General features: G+C 66.2%; 16 protein-coding genes. 10 read left to right on the top strand and 6 right to left on the bottom strand.

Translation table 11 applies throughout. The features are described from left to right. Positions 1-218 precede the first annotated feature (218 nt). Both apbC and murI read left to right on the top strand, forming a co-directional pair. Positions 219-1,319: an iron-sulfur cluster carrier protein ApbC gene (gene apbC / locus ABNW52_RS14425; RefSeq protein WP_349589182.1), complete on the top strand. Its 1,101-nt coding sequence runs from the start codon at positions 219-221 to the stop codon at positions 1,317-1,319. Between the two features lie 12 nt (positions 1,320-1,331). After that, positions 1,332-2,120, top strand: coding sequence for a glutamate racemase (murI, locus tag ABNW52_RS14420; RefSeq protein ID WP_349589179.1), 789 nt, complete (start codon positions 1,332-1,334; stop codon positions 2,118-2,120). Between the two features lie 91 nt (positions 2,121-2,211). Here murI and ABNW52_RS14415 read toward each other — a convergent pair whose 3' ends face one another. Further along, positions 2,212-3,486: an O-acetylhomoserine aminocarboxypropyltransferase/cysteine synthase family protein gene (locus ABNW52_RS14415; protein ID WP_386108124.1), complete on the bottom strand. Its 1,275-nt coding sequence runs from the start codon at positions 3,484-3,486 to the stop codon at positions 2,212-2,214. A 275-nt stretch (positions 3,487-3,761) separates the two neighbouring features. Here ABNW52_RS14415 and ABNW52_RS14410 point away from each other — a divergent pair, with 275 nt between their 5' ends. Continuing rightward, positions 3,762-6,293, top strand: a complete 2,532-nt coding sequence (locus ABNW52_RS14410; protein WP_349589173.1) for a putative bifunctional diguanylate cyclase/phosphodiesterase — start codon at positions 3,762-3,764, stop codon at positions 6,291-6,293. 89 nt (positions 6,294-6,382) lie between these two features. Here ABNW52_RS14410 and ABNW52_RS14405 read toward each other — a convergent pair whose 3' ends face one another. Then, positions 6,383-7,687: a hemolysin family protein gene (locus ABNW52_RS14405; RefSeq protein ID WP_349589170.1), complete on the bottom strand. Its 1,305-nt coding sequence runs from the start codon at positions 7,685-7,687 to the stop codon at positions 6,383-6,385. Between the two features lie 171 nt (positions 7,688-7,858). Here ABNW52_RS14405 and ABNW52_RS14400 point away from each other — a divergent pair, with 171 nt between their 5' ends. Next, positions 7,859-9,481, top strand: a complete 1,623-nt coding sequence (locus ABNW52_RS14400; RefSeq protein ID WP_349589168.1) for a methyl-accepting chemotaxis protein — start codon at positions 7,859-7,861, stop codon at positions 9,479-9,481. Here ABNW52_RS14400 and ABNW52_RS14395 read toward each other — a convergent pair. Both ABNW52_RS14395 and ABNW52_RS14390 read right to left on the bottom strand, forming a co-directional pair. Then, entirely contained in the window at positions 9,461-9,952 is a 492-nt protein-coding gene (locus tag ABNW52_RS14395; RefSeq protein WP_349589165.1) for a RidA family protein, read from the bottom strand. The two genes, ABNW52_RS14400 and ABNW52_RS14395, sit on opposite strands and share 21 nt — an antisense overlap. A 9-nt stretch (positions 9,953-9,961) precedes the next feature. Further along, the gene (locus ABNW52_RS14390; protein ID WP_349589164.1) at positions 9,962-11,200 is read right to left on the bottom strand and encodes an MFS transporter; all 1,239 of its coding nucleotides are present in this window, start codon (positions 11,198-11,200) and stop codon (positions 9,962-9,964) included. A gap of 100 nt (positions 11,201-11,300) precedes the next feature. Between ABNW52_RS14390 and ABNW52_RS14385 the strand changes: the two genes are divergently transcribed. The 5 genes from ABNW52_RS14385 (at position 11,301) to ABNW52_RS14365 (ending at position 15,702) form a co-directional block, all read left to right on the top strand. Beyond that, positions 11,301-12,212, top strand: coding sequence for a LysR substrate-binding domain-containing protein (locus ABNW52_RS14385; RefSeq protein ID WP_349589162.1), 912 nt, complete (start codon positions 11,301-11,303; stop codon positions 12,210-12,212). 78 nt (positions 12,213-12,290) lie between these two features. Continuing rightward, positions 12,291-13,352 carry a PLP-dependent cysteine synthase family protein gene (locus ABNW52_RS14380; protein WP_349589160.1) on the top strand — a complete coding sequence of 354 codons (1,062 nt, stop codon included), beginning with the start codon at positions 12,291-12,293 and terminating at the stop codon, positions 13,350-13,352. 222 nt (positions 13,353-13,574) lie between these two features. Continuing rightward, positions 13,575-14,264 carry a substrate-binding periplasmic protein gene (locus ABNW52_RS14375; protein WP_349589159.1) on the top strand — a complete coding sequence of 230 codons (690 nt, stop codon included), beginning with the start codon at positions 13,575-13,577 and terminating at the stop codon, positions 14,262-14,264. Between the two features lie 300 nt (positions 14,265-14,564). Further along, positions 14,565-15,269, top strand: coding sequence for a hemerythrin domain-containing protein (locus ABNW52_RS14370; protein WP_349589156.1), 705 nt, complete (start codon positions 14,565-14,567; stop codon positions 15,267-15,269). Positions 15,270-15,279: 10 nt separating this feature from the next. After that, the gene (locus tag ABNW52_RS14365) at positions 15,280-15,702 is read left to right on the top strand and encodes a cytochrome-c oxidase (protein ID WP_349589153.1); all 423 of its coding nucleotides are present in this window, start codon (positions 15,280-15,282) and stop codon (positions 15,700-15,702) included. Positions 15,703-15,902: 200 nt separating this feature from the next. On the opposite strand, the gene ABNW52_RS14360 is transcribed toward ABNW52_RS14365, so the two are convergent. After that, the gene (locus tag ABNW52_RS14360; protein WP_349589150.1) at positions 15,903-17,258 is read right to left on the bottom strand and encodes a GAF domain-containing protein; all 1,356 of its coding nucleotides are present in this window, start codon (positions 17,256-17,258) and stop codon (positions 15,903-15,905) included. Beyond that, positions 17,255-17,752, bottom strand: coding sequence for a hypothetical protein (locus ABNW52_RS14355; protein ID WP_349589147.1), 498 nt, complete (start codon positions 17,750-17,752; stop codon positions 17,255-17,257). The genes ABNW52_RS14360 and ABNW52_RS14355 overlap by 4 nt, the downstream gene beginning before the upstream one ends. A 323-nt stretch (positions 17,753-18,075) precedes the next feature. Here ABNW52_RS14355 and ABNW52_RS14350 point away from each other — a divergent pair, with 323 nt between their 5' ends. Beyond that, positions 18,076-18,279 (top strand): vir-repressed protein, encoded by a 204-nt coding sequence (locus ABNW52_RS14350; RefSeq protein WP_349589145.1) that lies wholly within the window; start codon positions 18,076-18,078, stop codon positions 18,277-18,279. Positions 18,280-18,328 lie beyond the last annotated feature (49 nt).

The raw sequence follows: 18,328 nt of genomic DNA, 5'->3' as shown, positions 1-18,328 counted from the left end.
TTGTTAGCCGGCCGCCAACCGTGCAGCGCCGGCCACCCGCCCGGCAGTCACAAGCCACGGGCTTTGGGCTATTATTTCCGGCATTTGTTGCCGGCTCGCTGGCCGGCGAAAAGTCGACTAAAATAGTCGGCTATCCAACCAGGCCATCACACGCTATGTTCTCCCGACTAGGCAAACTGTTCGGCGCCGGCGCCGACGCTTCCGCACGGAACTCCACCATGACTCCAACCTCGACCCACGGCGACGACGACATCCTGGCCGCCATCGGCAACCTGATCGACCCCGATACCGGCAAGCCGTACCGCCACGCCAAGGGCGTGAGCATTGCGGCCAACGATGCGCAGCAGCTGATGGTCAACGTGGCGCTGCCCTACCCGGCGCAGAGCCGCTTTGCAGCCATCCGCGATGAATTCCTGGCCGCGCTGGCGCCGTTTGCCGCCGGCCGCCAGCCGGTGGTGAACGTGAGCAGCCAGATCACCAGCCATGCCGTGCAGCGCGGCCTGTCGCCGCTGCCGGGGGTGAAGAACATCATCGCCGTGTCATCCGGCAAGGGCGGTGTGGGCAAGTCCACCACCGCGGCCAACCTGGCGCTGGCGCTGGCCGCCGAAGGCGCCCGCGTCGGCCTGCTGGATGCCGACATCTACGGCCCGTCGCAGCCCTTGATGATGGGTCTGGCCGGGCACAAGCCGGAGGTAAACGCCGGCAAGCTACAGCCGCTGCTGGCGCACGGCGTGCAGGTCATGTCCATTGGCTTCCTGGTAGACGAGGACCAGGCCATGGTGTGGCGCGGCCCGATGGTGAGCCAGGCGCTGCAGCAGCTGCTGAACGACACGCTGTGGGACAACCTCGATTACCTGGTGATCGACATGCCGCCGGGCACCGGTGACGTGCAGCTGACGCTGTCGCAGAAGGTGCCAGTCACCGGCGCCATCATCGTCACCACGCCGCAGGACATCGCGCTGCTGGACGCCAAGAAGGGTCTGAAGATGTTCGAGAAGGTAGGCGTGCCGGTGCTGGGCATCGTCGAGAACATGGCGATGCACGTGTGCAGCAACTGCGGCCACGAAGAGCACATCTTCGGCCACGGCGGCGCCGAAAAAATGGCGGCGCAGTACGGCGTGCCGGTGCTGGGCTCGCTGCCGCTGGAGCTGTCGATCCGCCTGGCCACAGACGAGGGCAAGCCCACCGTGGTGGCCGAGCCGGACGGCAAGTTGGCCGCCCGCTACCAGCAGATCGCCCGCAAGCTGGCGGTGAAGGTCGGCGACAAGGCGCGCGACTTCTCCGGCAAGATCCCCAAGATCGTGATCCAGAACAACTGAGCAGGACAACGCATGATCGGCATGTTCGATTCCGGCCTCGGTGGCCTGTCGGTATGGCGCCAGCTGGTGCAGGCGCTGCCGCAGGAGTCGGTGCTGTACCTGGCCGACCAGGGCTACTGCCCGTACGGCGGCCGCAGCCAGCAGGAAATCATCGCCCGTTCCGAGCTGATTACCGACTACCTGCTGGCGCAGGGCGCCACGCTGCTGCTGATCGCCTGCAACACCGCCACCAGCGCCGCGGTGCGCCACCTGCGCGCCCGCCATCCGGCGCTGCCGATCGTCGGCATGGAGCCGGCGATCAAGCCGGCGGTGCAGGCGACGCAGAGCGGCCGCGTCGGCGTGCTGGCCACCCGCGCCACGCTGGCCGGCAGCAAGTTCCGCGAGCTGGCCGAGCAGTTCAGCGAGCACGTGCAGATTGTCAGCCAGCCGGGCGACGGCTTTGTCGAACTGGTGGAAAGCGGCGATCTGGCCAGCGCGCAGGCACGCGACACAGTTGGCCGCGCGCTGGCGCCGCTGCTGGCCGCCGGCGTGGACCACGTGGTGCTGGGCTGCACCCACTACCCGTTCCTGGCGCCACTGCTGCGCGAATTGCTGCCGCCACACATTGACCTGATCGACCCCAGCGACGCGGTGGTGCGCCAGACCGCGCGGCTGCTGGACCGTCACCAGCTGGCGGCGGCACCGGCGGCGCAGGCGCGTTACCGCTTCGTCAGCACCGGCGACACCGCCTGTATGCAGACCTTCATGTGCCAGATCCTGGGCCGCGACGATGTGGTCGAGCACCTGGCGCTGCCGGGCTGAGTGGTAAGCGCGGCGGCCCGAGCCACACCCGCCATGAAAAATGCGGCCAACCCTCCCAGGTTGGCCGCATTGTTTTGCAGACAGCGACGCCTTAGCTGGCGGCCTGCAGCGCCTGCTCGATGTCGGCCCAGATATCGTCGATATGCTCGATGCCGATGGACAGGCGCACCATCTCCGGCCGCACGCCGGCGCGCAGCTGTTCTTCCGGCGACAGCTGGCGGTGGGTGGTGGAGGCCGGGTGGCAGGCCAGACTCTTGGCGTCGCCGATGTTCACCAGCCGGGTCACCAGCTGCAGCGCATCGATGAAGCGGCCGCCGGCTTCCACCCCGCCCTTGATGCCGAACGACAGGATGCCGGAGGCGCGGCCGCCGAGGTATTTATCCACCAGCGGACGCTGGGCATGCCCTTCCAGCCCGGCGTATTCCACCCACGCCACCGCCGGGTGTGCGGCCAAGCGTTGCGCCACTTTCTGGGTGTTGTCGCAGATGCGGTCCATGCGCAGCGCCAGCGTTTCGATGCCGAGCAGGATCTGCTGCGAATTGAACGGCGAGATGGCGGCGCCCATATTGCGCAGCGGCACCACGCGGGCGCGGGCGATGTAGGCGGCGGCGCCCAGCACCTCCACGTAGTTGACGCCGTGGTAGCTGACATCCGGCGTATTCAGGCGCACGAAGCGCTCCTTGTGCTCGCCCCACGGAAACTTGCCGGAATCGACGATGATGCCGCCGATGCTGGTGCCGTGGCCGCCGAGGTACTTGGTCAGGCTGTGCACCACGATGTCGGCACCGTGCTCGAACGGACGGCACAGGTACGGCGACGGCACGGTGTTGTCGACGATCAGCGGCAGGCCGTGCTTGTGCGCTTCCTCGGCAAAGGCGCCGAAGTCCACCACATTGCCCAGCGGGTTGCCGATGGATTCGCAGAATACCGCCTTGGTGCGCGCGTCCACGTTGGCCGCAATCGCCTGCGGCTCGCGCGGGTCGATGAAGCGCACGGTGATGCCCAGCTGCGGGAAGGTGTGCGCGAACAGATTGTAGGTGCCGCCGTACAGCGTGCTGGTGGCGATGATGTTGTCACCGGCCTCGGCAATGGTCTGGATGGCGTAGGTGATGGCGGCCATGCCGGAGGCCAGCGCCAGCGCGCCGATGCCGCCTTCCAGCTCGGCCACGCGCTGCTCCAGCACCGCGGTGGTGGGATTCATGATGCGGGTGTAGATATTGCCCTGCACCTTGAGGTCGAACAGGTCCGCGCCGTGCTGGGTGCTGTCGAAGGCATAGCTGGTGGTCTGGTACAGCGGCACCGCCACCGCCTTGGTGGTCGGGTCCGGGCTGTAGCCGCCGTGCACGGCAATGGTTTCCAGCTTCAGTGCTTTGTTGCTCATCTCTTTGTGTCCCGTTGGGTTGTATTGATTGAACGGCTGGCGGAAAATGCAGCCGCGCTCCACCTTAACCCCATGTTGCGACACAACAAAATAATAATTTTGCATAACTTGATCAAGATCGCCCGCCACCGGCCTGACCTTAGAGCGAGCAGCCCGCCAACCTTATTTCATCTATGCTGCAGTAGCCTTTAGCCACTATCGTGCCAATGTCATTGCGCCCACTCTTTTCCAGGCAGTCGCCCAGCAAACAGCTGGGCTGGATGCTGCTGTTGCTGCTGGCGATGCTGGGCGGCATCGTGCTGTTCTACCACCATGCCAACCAGCGCATGGTGCGCGAACTCAACGGCATCAACCGCGTGCATGCGGCCAACCTGCAGACCAGCAGCAAGCTGCTCAACCTGCTGGGCATCATCCAGAACCAGCTCAGCCAGCTGCTGGAAGACGACAACGACGACACGCTGAAGTATCTGGAAGTCAACCGCCGCATCGCCAGCATCGAAGCCCGGTTGGCGCAACTGGAAGAGCTGCCGGCGCAACTGCAGCCGCCCCCGCCCGGCCAGCTGCGCCACGATGAAATCGTGCAGTTGCAGCAGCAGATCGGCCACAACCTGCGCAGCTTCAGCCAGCAGGTGGCCGGCTTGCTGCTGCTGGTGCAGGCCGACAGCCGCCACGCCCAGCGCCAAGCCATTTTTGTCACCCGCCAGGTACGCGACGACATGGAGCAGTTGTCCGAGCTGGTGCAACTGCAGGAACAGGCCACGCAGCAGGCGTTCGACAGCAACCTGCGCGACACCGCCACTCGCTTCCAGCTGGTGGAGATTCCGCTGCTGTCGCTGATGCTGGTGGTATTGCTGCTGCTGATGCGCACCTTCCGCCGCATCGGCAGCCAGATGCGCCTGACCGAGCGCACCCTGCTGCAGCTGAGCGCCGGCGACACCGCCATCAGCCTGCCGCCGCTGCCGGAACGCAGCTTCCAGCCCATCGTCACCGCGCTGCTGCGCTTTCGCCAGTCGCTGGAAAGCAACCGCCAGACCCAGCAGCAGCTGGCACAACAGGTGGCCGAGCGCACCGCCCACCTGCAGGCGGCCAACCAGCAGCTGGAAGGTGAAATCGCCCAGCGCCGCGAAGCGGAAAAACACCGCCGCCTGTACGAGATCGTGTTTCGCAACACCGACAACGCGGTGCTGATCACCACGCCGGACACCCGCATCATCACCGCCAACCAGGCCTATCTGCAGATGACCGGCCTGACGCTGGAGCAGCTGGTGGGACAACGGCCGCCGATCTCGCGCTCCGGCCACCAGCCGAACGAGTTTTACCAGCAGCTGTGGCAGGAGCTGTCGCACCGCGGCCGCTGGCAGGGCGAGATCGTCAACCGTCATGTCGATGGCGCGCTGGTGCATGCGCTGCTGGCGATCAATGCCGTCTACGACACGGATGGCAGCCTCACCCACTACGTGGGCATCCTGTCCGACATCACCCAGATGAAGGCCGCCGAGAACCAGCTGCGGCGCATGGCCTACTTCGACCCGCTGACCGCGCTGCCCAACCGGGTGATGCTGAAAAACCGGCTGGAGCACGAAATCGAGATCGCGCGCCAGGAGCAGCAAAGCTTCGCCGTGATCATGCTCGACCTGGACCGCTTCAAGTTCGTCAACGACACCATGGGCCACAAGGCCGGCGACGAGCTGCTGATGGACGTGGCCGAGCGGCTGCGCGGCACCGTGCGCATCGAGGATACCGTGTCGCGGCTGTCCGGCGACGAGTTCTGTCTGGTGCTGCGCGACAGCACACCGAACCAGGTGGCACTGATCTGCGAAGCGCTGCTGCAGGTGCTGGGCCTGCCGTTCCGCCTGTCCGAGCGCGATGCCGAGATCGGCGGCAGCCTGGGCATTGCCATGTACCCGGAGGATGGCGACAACGTCACCACCCTGCTCAAGCATGCCGATGCCGCCATGTACCAGTCCAAGGCCATGGGGCGCAATCGCTACAGCTTCTTCGAGCCGGCCATCGGCGAGCGGCTGAAAGAGGAAATGGCGCTGTTCACCCATCTGCGCAGCGCGGTCAAGCAGCGCGCCTTCACCCTGCACTACCAGCCGGTAGTGCCGCAACAGCCGGGGCTGGCGCCGTATGCCGAGGCGCTGCTACGTTGGCCGCAGGGCGGCAGCAATGCCTCGCCGGGCGTTTTCATCCCGTTTGCCGAGAACCACGGCCTGATCGAGGCCATCGGCGACTTCGTACTCGATAGCGCCTGCGATTTTGTCGCCCGCAGCCGCGATGCCGGCCTGCCGCAGATTGTCAGCATCAACCTGTCGGCCAAGCAATTGGCGCTGGGAGACTTGCCGGGCAAGCTGACGCGGCAGCTGCAGGCCAGCGGCATTGATCCGTCGTGCGTGGAGCTTGAACTCACCGAATCCACGCTGATCCAGGATCTGGCCGCCATCGGCGGCATCCTGCAAGAATTGCGCGCCGCCGGCTTCCGCATCGCCATCGATGACTTTGGCGCCGGCTACTCCTCGCTCAACTATCTGGTGGAGCTGCCGGTGGACAAGGTGAAGATCGACCAGCGCTTTATCGGCAGCCTGCCCGACAACCCGCGCAACCAGGCGGTGGTGGAAGCTATCCTGGCGCTGGCGCGCGCCATCGGCGTGCAAACCGTGGCCGAAGGAGTAGAAACCGCCGAGCAGCTGGCCTTCCTGCAACGGCACGGCTGCCACTACGTGCAGGGCTACTACCTGGCGCGGCCGATGCCGGAGGCGGACTACCTGGCGTTCTGCCAGCAGCCCGGCTAGCCGCCTCTGCAGCGGCGAGGTAGCGAGCTGCGGCCAACATGACAACGCCCCGCGACAGCGGGGCGTTTTGCATGCAGCAGGCGCGGCGCTTACGACGCGGCGTCCAGCTCGGCCGGCGGCGCGATCACCAGCACCTTGTCGACACGGGTGCGGTCCATGTCCACCACCTCGAACACGAAGCCGTGCCACTCCACCTTGTCGGCGGCGGCCGGCACCTTGCCCAGCATGAACATCACGAAGCCGCCCAGGGTCTGGAAGTCGCCGGACTCCTCGCCCTCGATGCTGTCCAGGTCGAAGTGTTCCTTGAAGTCGTCCAGCGCCATCATGCCGTCCACCAGCCAGCTGCCGTCGTCGCGCTGCACGATTTCCTGGTCGCTATCGGAAATATCGGTGGGCAGATCGCCAACGATGGCTTCCAGCACGTCGTTGATCGACACCAGGCCTTCGATTTCGCCGTACTCGTCCACCACCAGCGCGGTGTGGTTGCGGGTGCGCTTGAACTGCTCCAGCAACTGCATCGGAGAGATCGCTTCCGGCACGTACAGCGGCGGGTGGGTCAGCCCTTCCAGCGTCACCGACTTGTCTTCCAGCAGACGGTGCAGCAGATCCTTGGCCTGCACGAAGCCGAGCACGTTCTCGAAGCCGCCCCTTACCACCGGGTAGCGGGTGAACACGCTGCCGCGCACGATGCGCAGGTTTTCCTCGATCGGGTCTTCCACGTCCAGCACCACGATGTCCTTGCGCGGCGTCATGATGGCGACCACCTTCTTCTCGTCCAGGCTGAAGATGTTTTCCACCAGCTCCTGCTCGGCGCGCTCGAAGATGCCCTCCTCGGCGCCCTGCTCCATCAGCACCTTGATTTCTTCTTCGGTGATCGACGGGTCGGTGTTCTTTTTCACCCCCAGCAGGCGCAACACCGCCTCGGTGGACAGGCTCAGCAGGCGCACCAGCGGCGAGGTGAAGCGGGCCAGCTGCAACATGGGACGGGCCAGGATGGAGGCCAGTAGCTCCGGGTTCTGCATGCCCACTCGTTTGGGCACCAGCTCGCCGATGATCAGCGAGAAATAGGTAATGCCGATCACAGTGACGCCCAGCGCGATCGGGCGCGCCAGCTCGGCCAGCAGCGGCACGGTCAGCAGATAGGCTTGCAGGCGGTCGGCAATGGCGGCCTCACCGAAGGCACCGGACAGAATGCCGATCAAGGTGATGCCGATCTGGATGGTGGAGAGAAAACGGGTCGGCTCTTCGGCGAGCCGTAGCGCGGCGGCGGCGCCGCGGTTGCCTTCGTCTGCCCACTGCTGCAGGCGAACCTTGCGCGAGGAGACGATGGCGATTTCGGTCATGGCAAAAATGCCGTTAAGCAAAAACAGGACAACTAATATGAGCACGTCCATTGGACAGGGAGACCCCTTCTTACGCAGAAGACTCCATTCTACATGCCCGCGCCAATTTCACCAGCCGGCCGGCATGGTTGCCGGCAAGATGCCCGGGGCGGCCAAAGCAATTGCTGGCTATAGTCAACAGCAACGCGGTCGGCAAAATGCATACGCCATGGAGGCCCCATCATGCGTCAACGTTCCCTGCGCACCCACCTGCTGTTACTGGTTGGCGGCGCCATTCTGGCCTGTATCGCACTGGCCTTGTCCGGGCTGGGCAGCAGCCGCTACCTGGCCGGCGAGGTCGACAAGCTGCTGATCACCCAGAAGATGATCCGCCAGCAAACCGAGGCCGACATGATGCACGACGCCATCCGCGCGGATGTGCTGTCGGTACTGTACCGGCTGGGCCGCGGCGAGGCCGACAAGCTGCCGGGCATCCAGCAGGATCTCAAGGAACATGGCGACAATTTTCGCCGGCTGATGGCGGCCAACCATGAGCTGGCGGGTAGCAGCCCGCTGGCATCGGAGCTTGCCCGGGTGCTGCCGCTGGTCGAACGCTACATCACCAGCGCCGCCAGCATCGCCAGCACCGCGGGCAGCCAGATGGATCAGGCGCTGGCGGCCCTGCCGGGCTTCGAGCGCGACTTCAAGACGCTGGAAGACGGCATGGAGGCGCTGACCGACAGCATCGAAACCAGCTCCAGCAGCTCGGAAAGCGGCGTCGCCCATGCCATGAATACCCAGGCCGTGCTGAGCCTGGCACTGGGCGCGGCGGCGGCCCTGCTGCTGCTGTGCTACGCCTTTTACCTGCTGCGTATCCTGCTGCAGCCCTTGCAGCGGCTGACACACACGGCGAATCAGGTGAGCCAGAGCGGTGATCTGGCCCTGCGGGTGGACGAACAGGGCGGTCTGGAGCTATCGATCGCCATCCGTGCCTTCAACGGCATGCTGCAATCGCAGCAGACGCTGGTCGGCCACCTGCGCCAGGTCAGCGACTCGCTGCAGCACAGTGCGGCCAACATTGGCGGGCTGACCCGCCGGCTGCACGAGGATGCCGAAACCCAGAGCGCGGCGGCGGAGCGCATCAGCGGCGCCATCAGCCGCATGAGCCAGAGCGTGGGCAATGTCAGCGCCGGCACCCACCATGCGCTGCAACGTACGGTGCATGCCGGCCAGCAGGCCAGCGACAGCAGCCAGACCGTCACGCTGGCGGCCAACGCCATCCTGGCGGCCAGCCAGTCGGTGCAGCATGTTTCCGGGGTGATTCACTCGCTGGACAACCGGGCACGGGATGTCAGCCAGGTGGTCGCCACCATCAGCGGCATTGCCGAGCAGACCAATATGCTGGCGCTGAATGCCGCCATCGAGGCCGCCCGGGCCGGGGAATCCGGCCGCGGCTTTGCCGTGGTGGCCGACGAGGTGCGTGCGCTGGCGGTGCGCACCAGCAATGCCACCGTGGAAATCCAGCAGATTGTGGCCGGCATTCAAGAGTCGGCGCGCCAGGCCGTGCAGGCCATGGAAGACAGCATTCGCCAGGTCGAGCAAAGCTCGCAGCAGGCACAGCGCGCCGGCAGCGCCATCGAAGACATCGAAACCGGCACCCGCGACAGTGCCCAGACCATGCAGCGGATTCACGACGAACTGCAACAGCAGGTGGACACCAGCCACACCATTGCCAGCGATGCCGACCAGGTGTCGATGATGGCCAAAGATAGCCTGGGCAGCGCGCGGGAAGTGGCGGATGAAACCAGCCAGCTGGTGACGCTGGCCGGCAAGCTGGATCAATCGCTACGCGGTTTCCGCGTCTGAGGGGCGAACCGCCACCTGCATATCGATTTCCACCGCGGCGTTCTTGGGCAGCTGATACACCCCCAGCGAGGTGCGGGTATGCACGCCGGCGTCGCCAAGCACCCGGTACAGCACCTCGGAGGCGGCATTGGCCACCTCGCTCTGGCGGCTAAAGCCCGCCGCACTCTGCACATACACATTCATGCGCAGCACCCGCGCCACCACCTGCAACGAGCCCAGCGTCTGCTGCAGCAGAATCAGGCAGCGCAAGGTGCTGATACGCGCCGCATGACAGGCGGCGTCTTCGCTGCAGTCGTCGCCCACCTTGCCGGTTACCACCACCGCGTCGCCCACCCGCGGCACCTGGCCACTGATGAACACCTCATCGCCATGCCGCAACACCGGCGTGTAATGACCGCCGATCTGCAGTGCTTCCGCCGGGTCCAGCCCGACATCGGCGCAGTGTGCGGCCAACGTTTGTTCTGCTGACATCTCTCCTCCTCAGACCACTTGTGGCAGCGGCTCCACCCGGCGCAATTGCCAAGTCAGCCACAGGCACAGCAACAGTAGCACGGCGATCAGCCCGGCCACACCCAGCCAGCCATCCAGTCGCCACATCAGCCCGGAACCGGAGCCCAGAAAGGCGGAACCGACATAATAAGACGTCAGATAAAACGCCGACGCCAGCCCGCGCGCATGGCTGGCACGGCGCCCCACCCAGCTGGCCGCCACCGCATGCGCGGCGAAGAAGCCGAAGGTGAACAACCCGACGCCGATCACCACCAGCCACAGGCTGTGCGCCAGCGTCAGCGCGATGGCCGGCAGCATCAGCGCCACCATCTTCCACAGCACCTCGCGCCGCCCCAGGCGGTCGGCCATACGCCCGGCCAGCGTGGACGCCGCCATGCCCACCACGTACAGCAGGAAGATCAGGCCGATGGTGCTCTGGCTCAACGAGAACGGCGCCGCCTGCAGGCGGAAGCCCAGGTAGTTGTACAGGCTGACAAAGCCCCCCATCAGCATGAAGCCAAGCACGAACAAGCGCGCCAGCCCCGGATCGCGCCAGTGCTGGCGGCTGTCGGACAGCACGCTGGCCAGCGACACCGGCCGGGCGACAAAGCGGCGCGATGCCGGCAACAGCTTCCAGAAGCCCAGGGCAGCCAGCGTGCCCAGCGCCGCCAGCGCCAGCAGCCCCTGCTGCACCCCGCCGGCATCGGCCACCACCGCGGCCAGATAGCGGCCGCTCATGCCGCCCAGCGCATTGCCGGCGATATACAAGCCCACCGCCTTGCCCAGCGAACCGGCGTCCAGCTCCTCGGACAGATAGGACAGCGCCAGCGCCGGCAGGCCGGCCATCACCACGCCAAACAGCCCGCGCCACAGCAGCAGCCAGCCGTAGCTATCGGTAAACGCCGCCAGCCACGACAGCAGCACACCGCCGGCGAGCGAGGCCACCATCAGCCGGGTGCGGCCAAAGCGCTCGGCCAGCAGGCTGGCCGGAATCAACATCAGCGCCATCGGCAGCGTGGCCACCGACAGCACGCCGCTGGCGGCGGCCGGTGACAGGCCGTAGTGCGCGGCCAACAGCGGCATCAGCGGCTGGGCGCCATACAGCAGGGCAAAAGTGGCAAAGCCGCCGATGGCGGCGGCCCAGGTGGCGCGCCACCAGGCGCTAGAGCCGCTGGCATGCGGCTGGGCGGAAAGGTTGGCCGCAGACGCGGCGCAGGTCGCAGTAGACATCACAACACCACAAAAACTGACTCGACAACGCCAGACTAGGCTGGTGCACAAGCAAGGTCCAATATATATTTCATCGTGTTTTAAGACGAAAAACATATCAATGGAACTACGCCATCTGCGCTACTTCGTCGCCGTAGCCGAAGAGCTGCACTTCACCCGCGCCGCCGAGCGGCTGCATATCGCCCAGCCGCCGCTGAGCCAGCAGATCCGTGCGCTGGAACAGGAACTAGGCGTGCAGCTGCTGGAGCGCCACCAGCGCGCGGTGCGACTCACTACCGCCGGCGAGCGCTTTTTGCTGCGCGCCCGCGCGCTGCTGGAAGACGCGCGGCTGGCGGCCGACGAAGCGCGCCGCGCGGCACGGGGCGAAATCGGCGAGCTGCGCATCGGCTTCACCTCGTCGCTGCCGCTGATGGCGGTGCTGCCGGCCACGCTGCAGCAGTTTCGCGCCAGCCATCCGGACGTTACCCTGCACTTTCACGAACAGTTCACCCGCGAGCAGTTCCAGCTGCTGCGCCAGCGCAAGCTGGATGTCGGCGTGGTGCGCTTCAACCGCGACGAAGACACGCCGGGGCTGGAGGTGCGCGAGGTGAAGCGCGACCGGCTGAGCGTGGTGCTGCCCGCCGGCCACCGGTTGGCCGCGCGTGACAGCGTCAGCCTTGCCGAGCTGGCCGGCGAGCGGGTGATCGGCTACCCGGCGGGCAACGGCAACTGGCTGAACGCCCGCCTGCACAGCCTGGCGCGGCAAAGCGGCTTTGACTGGCAGGTGCACCAGCTGGCCGGCGAGGCTACTACCCAGATCGGGCTGGTGGCCGCCGGTCTGGGCATCGCCGTGCTGCCCACGCCGCTACAATGTGTGCACCTGCCGAACATCCACTACCTGCCGTTGAACGATGCCGACGCCTACATGACCCTCGCGGTGGCCTGGCGCCAGCACGACAGCTCGCCGCTGGTGGCGGCGTTTGTCAGCACCCTGCTGGGAGTCGGGCAACAACACGGCACGGCGGCAGCATGACTGCGGCCAACCTTCAGCCGGCGCGCACCGCTGCCGGCATGCACGCCATAACCGAATAATGCACAACGGGAGACACCCATGAGAACCTGGCTGATGCAGGCCATCCGCAAGATCGAGGCCGACTTCAACCGCTCCAGCGACACCCACCTGATTCCGCTGCAGATACCGTCCGCCCCGGACATCCAGCTGTATTTCAAGGACGAGTCCACCCACCCCACCGGCAGCCTCAAGCACCGGCTGGCACGCTCGCTGTTCCTGTACGCACTATCCAATGGCTGGATCCGCGAAGGCACGCCGGTGATCGAGGCCTCCAGCGGCAGTACCGCGGTGTCGGAAGCCTACTTCGCCCGCCTGCTGGGATTGCCGTTCATTGCGGTGATGCCGGCCAGCACCTCGCAGGAAAAAATTCGCGCCATCGAGTTCTACGGCGGCCGCTGCCATCTGGTTACCGATCCGGCCACCATCTACGACGAATCGATGCGCCTGGCGCGCGAGCTGAACGGCCACTACATGGACCAGTTCACCTACGCCGAGCGCGCCACCGACTGGCGCGGCAACAACAATATCGCCGATACCATCTTCAAGCAGATGGCACTGGAACCACACCCGGAACCGAGCTGGATCATCAACGGCGCCGGCACCGGCGGCACCAGCGCCACCTTTGGCCGCTACGTGCGCTACCAGCAGAAGAACACGCAGATCTGCGTGGTGGACCCGGAAAACTCGGCGTTCTACGCCAGCTACCAGAGCGGCGACCCTGCCTGCACCTGCGAGGGTGGCTCCGGGGTGGAAGGCATCGGCCGGCCACGGGTGGAGCCGTCGTTCATCCCGACCGCGATCGACCGCATGATCCGCGTGCCCAACGTGGCCAGCTATGCGGCGATTCATTTTCTGGAACAGGTGCTGGGGCGCAAGTGCGGCGGCTCCACCGGTACCAACTTCTACGGCGTGTGCGTGCTGATGGACGAGATGCTGCGCCGCGGCGACAGCGGCAGCATCGTCACCCTGATCTGCGACGACGGCAACCGCTACCTGAACAGCTACTACGATGCCGGCTGGCTGGCCGCCGGCGGCCACGACATCCAGCCGTGGCTGGCACGCTACCGCCAGTTCTTCGACCACGGCCACTGGCAGGCCTGAGCGCTAGCGCGAGCAGCCTGCGGCGGCCAACCCTGGCGGTAGCAGGCTGCCCGCTGGTGCAGTGCCGGCGCGGCAATTTATGCAGTTACAATACGGCGGCAGGCCAGCTGGCCGTCTACGCTACAGACAGCAGCCCCTGCTGCCGGCACGCCAGCGCTGCCCGGCAGGACCCAACCGCATGGATGCGCCGGATGCCGGCCGCCACTCGCGCAAGGATAAGCGATGCCCACTCGTCTGTTTGCCTGGATGCTGCTCTGCCTACTGCCGCCGGCCCACGCCCAGCAGCCACGGCTGCAGGTTGCCATCGATGCCAACAACCCGCCGTTCATGTATGCCGACAGCAGCGGCCGCCCGGCCGGGCTGTACGCCGAGCAACTGCAGGCGCTGGCGCGCCGCAGCGGCATCGCCATCAGCATCGAGACCATGCCGTGGAAGCGGGCGCTGGCCTACCTGGAACGCGGCAGCCACGGCGTGGCCGGTATCTACAGCAACCCGGCGCGGCAGAAGCGCTACCTGTTCAGCAAGCCGCTGTATCACGAAGTGCTGACCGTGTATGGCCGCAAGGCGGCCGCCAGCCCGCGCTACAACAATATCAGCAGCTTCAACGGCCGCCGCGTGGGCGTGCTGTCCGGCTGGTTCTATTCCGATGAATTCAGCCAGGCGCGCGACCGCGGCGCGTTGCAGGCGGACGAAGCCAGCCGCGATGCGCAAAACGTGGAAAAACTCAAACTGGGACGGCTGGACTACCTGATCGGCATCCGCGAAAGCATCGAGCCGCTGCTGGGCGGCCAGCTGGAAGCGCTGGGGGTGTTTGCCACCAACCCGACCTATCTGGCGCTGCCGCGCACGGCGGCCAACCAGCTGCTACTGCAGCGCATCAACCAGGCGCTGGCGCCAGTGAACACGCCGTAAACCGCGGCGCTCTCGCCGCCGGGCTAGCGCCACCCGCCACACGGCCAAGAAAAAAGGCCCGCCAGGCGGGCCAAACAAACACACACGGCAGCAGACGGGAACTATCAGCTGTTGCCACCCACGGTAAGCGCGCGCCGTTACCCGCTGATGACAAACCGTCCACGCGCCGCAGCCTGGGCGGCGGCTTATGTTTTTTTAAGATTCTGCGGATAGAGATTTACGAAACGCTTGTCACTGCCGCGCCTAGATTGACGACACCGAATGCCGCACATGTCGTGCAGCAATCCTGGAGTCCGAAACATGGCAAGCATCACCGAGTTCGCCCCGCAGTCCACCCAGACCGCCACCCGCTTCAACCTGTACCAGGCAGTGCATAAAGGCCTGCGCGCCATGCTGGCCGATCTGCTGCTGAACGTTGGCCGCAGCGATGGCCACAACGCGGAAGACAGCGCCCGCCGCCTGGCGCAACTGCAGCAGGTACTGCAGCTATGCCGCTGCCACCTTCAGCACGAAGAGCAGCACCTGCACCGCGCGATGGAAGCCCGCGCCCCCGGCAGCAGCGCCGACCGCGATGCCGAGCACCAGCACCACCTGGCCGAAATCGCCGCGCTGCAGCAGCAGGCCACCGCGCTGGCCGCGCTGCCGGCACAGGCGCAGCCTACCGCCTGGCAACTGCTGTACGGCCGCCTGAGCCTGTTCGTGGCCGACAACTTCGTGCACATGCTGCAGGAGGAGCAAGCCAATATGGCGGTGCTGTGGGCGCACTACAGCGATGCCGAGCTGATCGAGCTGCACGACGTGCTGGTTGCCGGCATTGCGCCGGAAGAAATGGCGCACTGGTTTCGCTGGATCGTGCCGCATATCGCGCATGGCGAGCGGGTAGCGATGTTTGCCGGCATGCGCCAGGGCATGCCACCAGACATCTTTGCGCAGACACTGGCCCAGGCCGGCAGCCTGTTGCCAACCCAGGACTGGTGCCAGCTGCAACAGGCACTGGCGGCCTAAGGAGCCCATCATGCTGGCAAACCGTTTCCTGCGTATCGCGGTGCTATATGCACTGTTCGGCATTGGCCTCGGCGTCTACATGGGCGCCAGCGGCCAGTTTCTCAATCGCGGCATCCACGTGCATGCCAACCTGGTGGGCTGGGTGTCGATGGCCGTGATGGGCATCATCTATCGGCTGTACCCGCAGCTGCAGCACAGCCGCTGGGCAGCCGTCCACTTCTGGCTGCACAACGGCGGGCTGCCGCTGATGCTGCTGGGGCTGTACGGCCTGCTGCACGGCTACGGCTGGGGCGAGCCGCTGACCGGCGTCGGTTCGCTGCTGGTGGCGCTGGCATTCCTCAGCTTTGCGCTCAACCTGCTGCGCAACCTCGAGCACGACACGGTCAGCGCCGCGCGTGGCGAACCGCTGCCACAGCAGCAGGCACTGCACTGATGGCGGCCAAGGTTGGCCGCACACATTGCGGCCAACCTTGGCGCCGTATGCGCCTGCTTTGCGCAGACCGTTGAATGCGCCCGGATCCGGCCGCAACCAAACCAGCTGCAGCCCTATCACCGATGGCCAAGCACGGCCGCCATCCGGCATCCGGCCGCTTGCCGGCACCGTGCAAACCGCACCAAGCGGCTGGCCAAGCGCTAGCCTTCGGCCACCGGCAGCAGCGGCTGGCTGACCTGCAACACAAAGCGACCACGGCCGGTCTTCAGCATCTGCACGCAGGCCTGGCGCTCCTGCAGCCGGCGCTGCAGCAACACCAGCCTCGCCTCCAGGTTGTCGCTGATTTCCGGCAGCCCCAGGTCCGGCATCAGCCGCAGCTCGCGGTTGCTGAACTGCCGACGCTGCTCGGCGCAATAGCAGTGCACCAGCTTCCAGAAAATGGCGCCGGCCACACCCTTGATCAGATAGTCGTCGTTGAGGAACACGCTGTGATCGGCGGCAAAGTAGCGTACCTGCACCAGGCTGTCGCCCAGCTCCGGCAGCGGCGGCGCCGGCAGGCTGTGACCGGCGGCCGCCGCCGGCTCCACCGCCGCCTGGCAGGCCATGCCGCGCGCCATCCAGCCAAACTGGTTGGCCAGCGTCTGCAGCGCGTCTTCGTCGTCGTAGCCAAAGCGCAGATCCTGCGGGCTTTCCACGTACAGCACGCCATACAACTCGCTGCCGGCCAGGATCGGCACCGCCAGCTGGCTGCGGCATTGCTCCAGCCCCGGCAGCGGGATGGCGGTTTCCAGCTGCTGCTGCAAGCCCTGCGCCGCCGCGCTGGCGCGCACCGCCTTGCCGTACATGTACTCGCTGGTCATGTGCGAGATGCGGATCGGCGTGCGCTCGCGCGCCGCCACCCCGATCACGCCATGCCCGAGCGGGATTTCCGAGCCGATGCCGGCCTGCGCATAGCCGGCGCTGGCCACGGTGAACAGGCACTCGCGCGCCTCGTCCAGCTTCAGCACCATGGCGTGGTCGATGGCGTACAGCTCGCGCAGCACTGTCAGCAGCGTGTCGAACAAGTCATCCAGATCGCCGCTGCCATTCAGGCGGTTGCTGGCGTCGCGCAGCGTGGGCAGGCAGGCCGCCGGGGACGGCTGCGGCGGCAACTGCGCCGCCGAGACAAAGGCCTCCACCTTGTTCACCTCGTACACATCGGCACCCTGCAGCTTGAAAATGCCGACCATGCCGGTGTGCGAGGCGATGCCGGCCAGCTTGGCCTTCATTTTTTCGAACAGCGGCCCGCTGGTTTCGGTGCGCAGGTAGCGCGCATGCAGCCGGTAGCTGCTGCCGCTATGCGGGTCCACCACCTTCACCACCGCGTGCGGGTGCTGCAGGATGTTCTGCCGCGTCTTGTTGAAGAACTGGAAGGTCAGCGCGATGTGGCACGCGTCCACGTACTGCACCTGCGACAGGTAGGCGATATTGGGGGTGCCATCCAGCGCGCAGGTGGCAATCGGGCTGGGGATGGCGCCCTCCATGCAATGCCGCAGCCCGGTGATGTCGACGCTCATGCCGTGACCTGATCCTGCAGCGGCCGCCCGGCGCCGGGCCCCGGCGTCTGTTCGAACACCACTTCCGGGCTGAAGCTCAACGCCACGGTATCGGCGGGCGCAATCTGCATATAGGCCTCGGCGAAGGTGCGCTCGTGCCCCAGCGGCAGCACGCCGGCCACAAACTGGCGCGCATGCTGCGCCACCACGGCCAGCCCGGCGACATCCGCCAGCGACAGCGACACCGCGCGGCCCTTGATCTGCAGCGCCGACTCGGTTGCCGGCAGGCAGAACACCGCCGCGATGCGATCATGCACCAGCACGTCGTGCAGCAGCTGGCCGGCCTCGCTGCGTTTCAGAAACAACGTGATGCGGCTGCGATCGGCCGCCACCTGGCAACCGTAGCCGCGCGCGGTGCTGGGCAGCAGATCCAGGCCGCAACTGGCGACATCGATCGCCACTTCGCGCTCGATGAATGCCAGCGTGGCATCACTGATAATGGCGGGTGCTTGCATAGCGTGGTCCAGTTGGCCGCCACGCCGGCGCCGGCGGGCGCTTGGCGGGGCCGTCATCAAGTCGATACAACCTTAATAATTGTTAGCAGCTTTCCACTAGGGCTGCCCGCCAGCTTGGCTTATGCTCGGAGTGCCTGCGCCACCGGCTGCGTGCCGGGCCTGCCCGGCAGGCCACTCCTGCCAGCCATGGTCGCAACAAGCGGCACCCTTGCTGCCGCCACCCTCCCCCGCGAGCGGGGCCCACCGCCGCCATCGCCGGCCGCCAGGCACCAATTTCCGGGTACCCCCGTCACGGGGGTACCCCAGCCATCACGGAGAACACCATGAAAACCCTGTTATTTGCCCTGATCGCCGCCGGCAGCCTGTCTGCCTGCGTAGTGCAGCCGGCCCGCGTGCACGTGCGTTCCCCCATCGTGCTGGAGCCGGTGCTGGTTGGTCCGGTTTACGACTATGACGACGACTACGACCACCACCATCGCCGCGGCGGCTTCTGCCCGCCGGGCCAGGCGATGAAAGGCCGTTGCTGAACGTTGGCCGCAAACAGCAAAAAGCCGCCCGATGGGGCGGCTTTTTTTA

The sequence above is a fragment of the Vogesella oryzagri genome (genome assembly GCF_040148885.1).
Taxonomy (GTDB): Bacteria; Pseudomonadota; Gammaproteobacteria; order Burkholderiales; family Chromobacteriaceae; genus Vogesella; species Vogesella oryzagri.
The sequence above is the reverse complement of the archived record's forward strand: the minus strand, read 5'-3'. Positions and strand labels throughout refer to the sequence as shown.

Bases quoted from the DNA above. Each gene is read 5' to 3' on its own strand.
- ABNW52_RS14350 (WP_349589145.1), top strand. From the start codon at position 18,076: ATGAAAACCCTGTTATTTGCCCTGATCGCCGCCGGCAGCCTGTCTGCC.
- ABNW52_RS14395 (WP_349589165.1), bottom strand. From the start codon at position 9,952: ATGTCAGCAGAACAAACGTTGGCCGCACACTGCGCCGATGTCGGGCTG.
- ABNW52_RS14355 (WP_349589147.1), bottom strand. From the start codon at position 17,752: ATGCAAGCACCCGCCATTATCAGTGATGCCACGCTGGCATTCATCGAG.
- ABNW52_RS14410 (WP_349589173.1), top strand. From the start codon at position 3,762: ATGCTGCTGTTGCTGCTGGCGATGCTGGGCGGCATCGTGCTGTTCTAC.
- ABNW52_RS14400 (WP_349589168.1), top strand. From the start codon at position 7,859: ATGCGTCAACGTTCCCTGCGCACCCACCTGCTGTTACTGGTTGGCGGC.
- apbC (WP_349589182.1), top strand. From the start codon at position 219: ATGACTCCAACCTCGACCCACGGCGACGACGACATCCTGGCCGCCATC.
- ABNW52_RS14405 (WP_349589170.1), bottom strand. From the start codon at position 7,687: ATGGACGTGCTCATATTAGTTGTCCTGTTTTTGCTTAACGGCATTTTT.
- ABNW52_RS14375 (WP_349589159.1), top strand. From the start codon at position 13,575: ATGCCCACTCGTCTGTTTGCCTGGATGCTGCTCTGCCTACTGCCGCCG.
- ABNW52_RS14390 (WP_349589164.1), bottom strand. From the start codon at position 11,200: ATGTCTACTGCGACCTGCGCCGCGTCTGCGGCCAACCTTTCCGCCCAG.
- ABNW52_RS14370 (WP_349589156.1), top strand. From the start codon at position 14,565: ATGGCAAGCATCACCGAGTTCGCCCCGCAGTCCACCCAGACCGCCACC.
- ABNW52_RS14365 (WP_349589153.1), top strand. From the start codon at position 15,280: ATGCTGGCAAACCGTTTCCTGCGTATCGCGGTGCTATATGCACTGTTC.
- ABNW52_RS14385 (WP_349589162.1), top strand. From the start codon at position 11,301: ATGGAACTACGCCATCTGCGCTACTTCGTCGCCGTAGCCGAAGAGCTG.
- murI (WP_349589179.1), top strand. From the start codon at position 1,332: ATGATCGGCATGTTCGATTCCGGCCTCGGTGGCCTGTCGGTATGGCGC.
- ABNW52_RS14360 (WP_349589150.1), bottom strand. From the start codon at position 17,258: ATGAGCGTCGACATCACCGGGCTGCGGCATTGCATGGAGGGCGCCATC.
- ABNW52_RS14380 (WP_349589160.1), top strand. From the start codon at position 12,291: ATGAGAACCTGGCTGATGCAGGCCATCCGCAAGATCGAGGCCGACTTC.